Genomic DNA, 6,000 nt, shown 5'->3' on the forward strand with positions numbered 1-6,000 from the left:
CTCCGGGCGGCACATAAGGCTGATCGCCCGATTATCAGCCCGAAAAACCGGCGTTTCAGAGTCAGTCGGCAGAGATCCCGGTCGTCTCGGGGGGCGCGGTGAGCGAGTCGATGCTCCCGTCTTCGACGGTCAGCGTGACGCCGTCGTCACCGAGTTCGACCGCCGCGTCGGTGGCGCCGCGACTGTACTCGGCGGCGTGGTCTCCCTCCGGGTCGAAGCGGACTCCCTCGACCAGGAGCGGCGTCTCGCTCAGTCGCTCGACCTTCCGGTAGGCCGTCGAGAGCGCGATGTCGCACGCGTCGGCCAGCTCGCTCGTGGTCATCGGCGTGTCGGCGGCGCCGAGGATCGCCCGACAGTCGGGGTCCGCGAGGGCGTCGAACGTCGCGTCGAGCGTCTCGTCTCCCTCGGTCGCCGTCGTCGGTCCAGTCGCGTACGAGGCCTGTCGCTTCATGGATGTAGGTACCCGCTCCACCCACCCCAACACCGCCCCTGTATATGAGGGGTATTTTATAAGTGAGCGCCGGAATCGGTCGCCTCCGACCCGTTCGCGGCGGGGTGCCTGCCCGCGCGGAGCGAGGCGCCCGATCGCGTCGCGGCGCGAAGCGAGGCCGGGACGCGGGACCACCGGGGTGCGGGACCGCAGACGGGCCCACGGCGTCAACGTTTTGCCCGGGGGCGGTCACGGACGGATGCAGATGGGATCCGGCATCAGAGCGGAGGTTTCGCTCCCGACGGGGACGCCGTCGCCGTTCGACGGCGTCGCCGACGGTTCGAGCCCGATCTACAGCGTCGCGCGGAGCACGCCGGACGGGGCCGGGGGGTCGGCCGTCTTCGAGTTCATCGCCGACGCCGACCTGTCGGTGCCCGAGGGGGTCGACGTCGTCTTCGACTACGGCGCCAAGGCCGCGTACCGGTTCGAGGCCGACTCCTCGGCCGACTCGCCGTTCGCGGTGCTCGACCGGCACGGGCTGCCGGTTTCGGAGACGACGATCCGAGACGGGCGCCTCCTCGTCACGTTCCACGCGACCGATCTCCCGACGCTCCGATCGGTGCTCGACGCGTTCCGGGAGTCGACCCCGGACATGGAGGTGTTGCGGCTCCTCCAGTCGTCGTCGACGCCGGAGGAGTCGGACCTGGTCACCGTTGACCGGAGCGACCTCACCGAGCGTCAGCGCGAGGTGCTCACGGCCGCCTACGACGCCGGCTACTTCGATCACCCCAAGGGGGCGAACGCCGGCGAGGTCGCCGAATCGCTCGGCATCGACCGCTCGACGTTCAGCGAGCATATCGCGGCCGCACAGCGGAAGCTGCTTTCGTCGCTACTGGACTGAGCGGCCGCGTGCGACCGAGAGCCGCCGTTGATCGGATTCCGAAACTTCAGGAATCCAAACCATCCTTCATGAGTGTCTGTGTCGTACTCGTATCCATGACGAGTCCAGGGACTCACACGTTCGTCTGCCCGGAGTGCCGTCGGTCGATCGAGGTGGACGACGCTATGCGGGCGACGCTGCTCGACGTCGGCTGCGTCGTCTGCGGCGAACCCGTCACCGAGAGCGACATCAGCGACCCCCAGACCGCGTAACGCCGCCCCGTCGTTTGCCTCGGCTCTCCCCGCCGTTACCCCGAGATACGTCGACCGCATCGCCGTCGCCCGCCGAGCGCGCAGACCTCCGCCCGTCGAGCGCGCGGACCTCCACCCGCCTCGCCGGCTCCGCGGTCCGATCCGTCTCGTGTCCTTTATCCGGGCGTACGCCGACTCGTTGCGTATGGCGACGAACAGCGAGGTCGAGATGACCGACGCGGAGGTCGACGCGTTCCTCTCGCACCACGAGACCGGCGTGCTCTCGCTTGCGCGCGACGAGACGCCGTACGCTATCCCGATCTCCTATGGATTCGACGAGGAGTCCCGCGACGCCTTCCTCCGGCTGGTGTCGACGCCCGACAGCGAGAAGCGTGAGTTCCTCGCCTCGAACCCGAAGGCGCGGATCGTGGTGTACGAGGAGGACGGCGACGAGTACGGCAGTGTCGTCGGCGTCGGCACGCTCCGCAGGGTCGACCTCGACGAGCTCACGCCCGAGACGATCGCGCAGTACGGGGAGACCCGCCGCCCCCTCTTCGAGATCTGGGCCGACGGGAAGCCCGACCTCGACATCGACCTCTATCGGTTCGTCCCCGACCGACTCACCGGGCGGACGATCGTCGTCGAGCGCGACGACGAGTGAGGCGGCCGCTGACGCGCTGATTTTCGATCGTCACCCGGCGAGCGACCCGTCCGGGCGAGACCTTATCTGTCGTCGGTATCGTCGGAGAAGTCGCCCTCGCTGGCGCCGGTCGTACAGACCGGACAGCCCGTGGCGAGGATCGTCTCCCGCATCTCCTCGTTGACCTCGATGGTCTGCGCGCAGTCCGAACAGGTGAATTGAACGGTCGTCAACACTGGACCTCTCTCGTCTCTCCGAGACGGCACCGTGCGATATAAATGACCGGCTTCGGGGACGGCGGGTCCCCCGTCGGGTACCCTTCCGGCTTAGTTCGATGCCGTTCCCGCTTCAGTCCGTCCGCGGGACCGCGTACGCGCCGACCGCGAGGAACGCGACCGCGAGCGCCGAGAGGACGGCGAGGTCGCCGACCCACGCGCCTGGCTCGTGAACGATCGCCCGCGTCCCGCGCGCGAAGTACGTCAGCGGCGAGGCGGCGACGGCCGGCCGGAACCACGCCGGCAGCAGGTCGGGCGAGACGAACGTCTCGGAGAGGAAGAGCAGGGGGAGCGCGACCGTGTTGCTCGCGGCGATCACGCCGTCCTGCGAGTCCGTGAGCGCGCCGAGCACGGCGCCGAGCCCGCAGAACAGCGCGACGCCGACGGCGACGAAGACGGGGAGGACGGCGAGCGCGGGCGAGACGACCGGCTCGGCGTCGGTCACCGCGAGGACGAGCCCGAAGATCAGCAGGCTCGCCGCGCCGATGATCGCGACGTTGACCAGTGTGTGCGCGAGCAGCCACTCCGCGCGGGAGAGGGGCGTCGTCGCCAGCTTCTCGAACCGGCCGCCGTCGCGGTGGCGGGCGATCTCCGAGCCGACCCGCGAGAGGGGAGTGAAGAGGACGACGACCGCGAGGTAGCCGGGGATGTAGTACCCCGCCGGCTCCGCGAACAGCCCCCCGCCGGTCGGCTGGGTGCGGACCAAGGCGCCGAAGATCACCACGAGGATCACCGGGAAGAAGAACGTGAAGAACACCGCCGTTCGCCGCCGGAGGAACGACCGCGCCGCCGCGGTCGCCTCGGTGCCGATCCGGCCGACGCGGGTCATCGGCCGCCTCCGTCCGGTGCGTCGCCGCCGTCGGGCGCGGCCGGCGTCTCCTCGCTCGGGATCGCCCGCCCCTCCCGCGGCGAGTACTCCTCGCCGGTGAGCCGCAGGTAGACGTCCTCAAGCGAGGGCTCGGACCACGCGAGCGACTCGAAGGCGACCCCGGCGGCGTCGAGGGCGTCGACCGCGTCGCCGATCGTCTCGGGCCGAACGCCTCGGACCCGCAGCCCCTCGCGGGTCGACTCGGCGTCGGCGTCGCCAGCGAGGCTCGCCGCGACGCGCTCGTCGACGCGCTCGACGAGCCCGTCGCTCGCGGGGCCGTCGAGGGTCACGTCCAACCGGGGGGCGCCGCCGTGTTCGGCGATCAGCTCGTCGGGCGGCCCGACCGCGACGACGGCGCCGTCGCGGAGGAGGGCGACGCGGTCGGCGAGGCGCTCGACCTCGTCCATCGCGTGGCTGGTGAGGAAGACGGTCGTCCCGCCGTCGGCGAGCCGCTCGATCAGGCGGTGGATCGACCGCCGGCCGGCCGGGTCGATCCCGGTCGTCGGCTCGTCGAGGAAGAGGAGGTCGGGGTCGTTGACGATGGCGGTCGCGACGCAGGTCCGGCGCTGTTGGCCGCCCGAGAGCGTCTCGTACCACGCGTCCGCGTCGTCGGCCATCCCCACGTCCCGGAGGACCGACTCGACGCCGCGGGCGTCGTCGTAGAGGCCGCCGTAGTACTCGACCAACTCGGTCGCGGTGAGGCGCTCCGGCGGGTCGAACGACTGCGGGAGCAGGCCCACGCGCTGCGGGTCGACCTCGCGGGGCGGGACGCCGAACACGCGCAGGTCGCCCTCGGCGTCGGTCGTCCCCGTCAGCGCCCGGACGAGAGTCGTCTTCCCCGCGCCGTTGGGGCCGATGAGCCCGAACACCTCGCCGGCCTCGACGCGGAGGTCGACCCCGTCGAGCGCGACGACGTCGCCGTACGACCGCCGGACGCCCTCGCCGACGAGGGCCGGGGCGCGGGCGCCGTCGGCTCCCTCCGCCTCGGCCTCGTCGACCGCGGACGCCGACGCGGCCGCTGTCTCGTTCATGCGTCCGCTCGGTCGGCGGCGCGCGTAAGGGTTGCTCTTCGCGGCGGGAGGCGACGGGCCGGCGCGGCGGCGGGAACCGCCCACCGGTGCCGGGTTCGAGGGCACGGTCCGTTACGCCTAAGCGACCCGACGCCGACCCACGGACATGGACTACCACGAGGCGGCGGCGTTCCTCTTCGACCTCCGCCGCTTCTCGGTCAAGCCCGGGACCGAGCGCGTCGCGGCGCTGCTCGACCGGCTCGGCAACCCCGAGGACGACGTGCCGTTCGTGCAGGTGGCCGGCTCGAACGGGAAGGGGAGCACGGCGCGCATGACCGAGTCGATCCTGCGCGAGGCCGGGCTCTCTGTCGGGCTCTACACCTCGCCGCACCTCTCCGCGCTCGCCGAGCGGGTCCGCGTCGACGGCCTCCCGATGACGGAGGACGCGGTCACCGCCTTCGTCGAGGACGTCAAGCCGTGGCTCGTCGAGCGCGCGGCCGCCGACGAGCCGCTCACGTTCTTCGAGGTCGTCACGGCGATGGCGATCCGCGATTTCGCGCGCCGCGACGTCGACGTCGCGGTGCTGGAGGTCGGGCTCGGCGGCGAGTACGACGCGACCAGCGCGGTCACCCCGGTGGCGACCGCCGTGACGAACGTCTCGCTCGAACACACCGCGGTCCTCGGCGACACGATAGCCGAGATCGCCCGAACGAAGGCCCGGATCGCCGAGCCGGGCGCGCCGTTCGTGACGGCCTGCGGGGGCGAGGCGCTCGCCGTCGTCCGCGAGGTCGCCGGGGAGGAGGGCGCGCCGGTCGCGACGGTGGCGGGGACGGACACGGATCGGGAGGGAGACAACGGAGACGCCGCCGACGGGAACGCCGACGACGCCGCCGGCGACGGTCCCGACCCGTCCCCCGCCCTCTCCGTCGCCTACGACGGCCGCGTGAGCCCGACCGACGCCGAGGTGACGCTCGCCGGCGAGCTGGCGGGGACCTACCGGATCCCGCTCGTCGGCGACCACCAGGCGACGAACGCTGGGGTCGCCGTCGCGCTGGCCCGCCGGACCGCGGCGGCGCTGGCCGAACGGGCGGAGGACGGTGAGGGCGGCGACAGCGACGGAGGGACCGACCGCGCGGGCGCGGACGGCGACTCCCTCCCGGCGGCCGCGGTCCGCGACGGGCTCGCGCGGGCGACGTGGCCCGGCCGGTTCGAGGTGCTCGACACGGCGCCGCTGACGGTGCTCGACGGCGCGCACAACCCGGCGGCCTGCCGGACGCTCGCGGGGACGCTCGCCGAGTACGACTACGACGACCTCCACCTCGTCTACGCCGCGATGCACGACAAGGACCACGCCGGCGCCGCGAGCGCCCTCCCCGACGCCGCCTCGGCGGTCACCTGTCGGCCGGCGCTCGACCGCGCGGAGGACCCGGAGGTGCTCGCGGCCGCGCTCCGGACCGCGGGCGTCGACGAGGTGACCGTCGGCGACGACGTGGCCGCCGCGCTCGACGCCGCGGTCGCCCGCGCCGACCCGGACGACTGCGTGCTGCTCGTCGGGTCGCTGTTCGCGGTCGCCGAGGCGCGGGCGGCCCGGCTCCGGACCGTGACGCCGCGATCGGTCGGCGGGGCGGGCGGGCGCGGCGTCACGG

At 72.7% G+C, this 6,000-nt stretch carries 8 protein-coding genes; 4 read left to right on the forward strand and 4 right to left on the reverse strand.

Going from position 1 to position 6,000, the window contains the following annotated elements:
- Nucleotides 1-61 precede the first annotated feature (61 nt).
- Complete coding sequence (locus DJ81_RS12380; protein WP_094521858.1) at nt 62-451, reverse strand: helix-turn-helix domain-containing protein; 390 nt, start codon at nt 449-451, stop codon at nt 62-64.
- Nucleotides 452-695: 244 nt separating this feature from the next.
- Between DJ81_RS12380 and DJ81_RS12385 the strand changes: the two genes are divergently transcribed.
- The 3 genes from DJ81_RS12385 to DJ81_RS12390 all read left to right on the forward strand — a co-directional run bounded on the left by DJ81_RS12385 (nt 696) and on the right by DJ81_RS12390 (nt 2,222).
- Complete coding sequence (locus DJ81_RS12385) at nt 696-1,331, forward strand: helix-turn-helix domain-containing protein (protein ID WP_094521893.1); 636 nt, start codon at nt 696-698, stop codon at nt 1,329-1,331.
- Nucleotides 1,332-1,426: 95 nt separating this feature from the next.
- Nucleotides 1,427-1,582: a hypothetical protein gene (locus DJ81_RS19270; protein WP_170938315.1), complete on the forward strand. Its 156-nt coding sequence runs from the start codon at nt 1,427-1,429 to the stop codon at nt 1,580-1,582.
- A gap of 184 nt (nt 1,583-1,766) precedes the next feature.
- A complete protein-coding gene (locus DJ81_RS12390; protein ID WP_094521857.1) occupies nt 1,767-2,222 on the forward strand; it encodes a pyridoxamine 5'-phosphate oxidase family protein in 456 nt (151 codons plus the stop codon).
- Nucleotides 2,223-2,284: 62 nt separating this feature from the next.
- Here the strand turns inward: DJ81_RS12390 and DJ81_RS18845 are convergent, their stop codons facing one another.
- The 3 genes from DJ81_RS18845 to DJ81_RS12400 all read right to left on the reverse strand — a co-directional run bounded on the left by DJ81_RS18845 (nt 2,285) and on the right by DJ81_RS12400 (nt 4,375).
- Nucleotides 2,285-2,434 (reverse strand): zinc ribbon domain-containing protein, encoded by a 150-nt coding sequence (locus DJ81_RS18845; protein ID WP_141211934.1) that lies wholly within the window; start codon nt 2,432-2,434, stop codon nt 2,285-2,287.
- 115 nt (nt 2,435-2,549) lie between these two features.
- A complete protein-coding gene (locus DJ81_RS12395; protein WP_094526991.1) occupies nt 2,550-3,305 on the reverse strand; it encodes an ABC transporter permease in 756 nt (251 codons plus the stop codon).
- Nucleotides 3,302-4,375, reverse strand: a complete 1,074-nt coding sequence (locus DJ81_RS12400) for an ABC transporter ATP-binding protein (protein WP_094589949.1) — start codon at nt 4,373-4,375, stop codon at nt 3,302-3,304. Before DJ81_RS12400 ends, DJ81_RS12395 begins: the two co-directional genes overlap by 4 nt.
- 145 nt (nt 4,376-4,520) lie before the next feature.
- Here DJ81_RS12400 and DJ81_RS12405 point away from each other — a divergent pair.
- A partial coding sequence (locus DJ81_RS12405) for a folylpolyglutamate synthase/dihydrofolate synthase family protein (RefSeq protein ID WP_141212585.1) occupies nt 4,521-6,000 on the forward strand: 1,480 nt, incomplete at its 3' end.

The sequence above is a fragment of the Halorubrum sp. Hd13 genome, assembly GCF_002252755.1.
Classification (GTDB): Archaea; Halobacteriota; Halobacteria; order Halobacteriales; family Haloferacaceae; genus Halorubrum.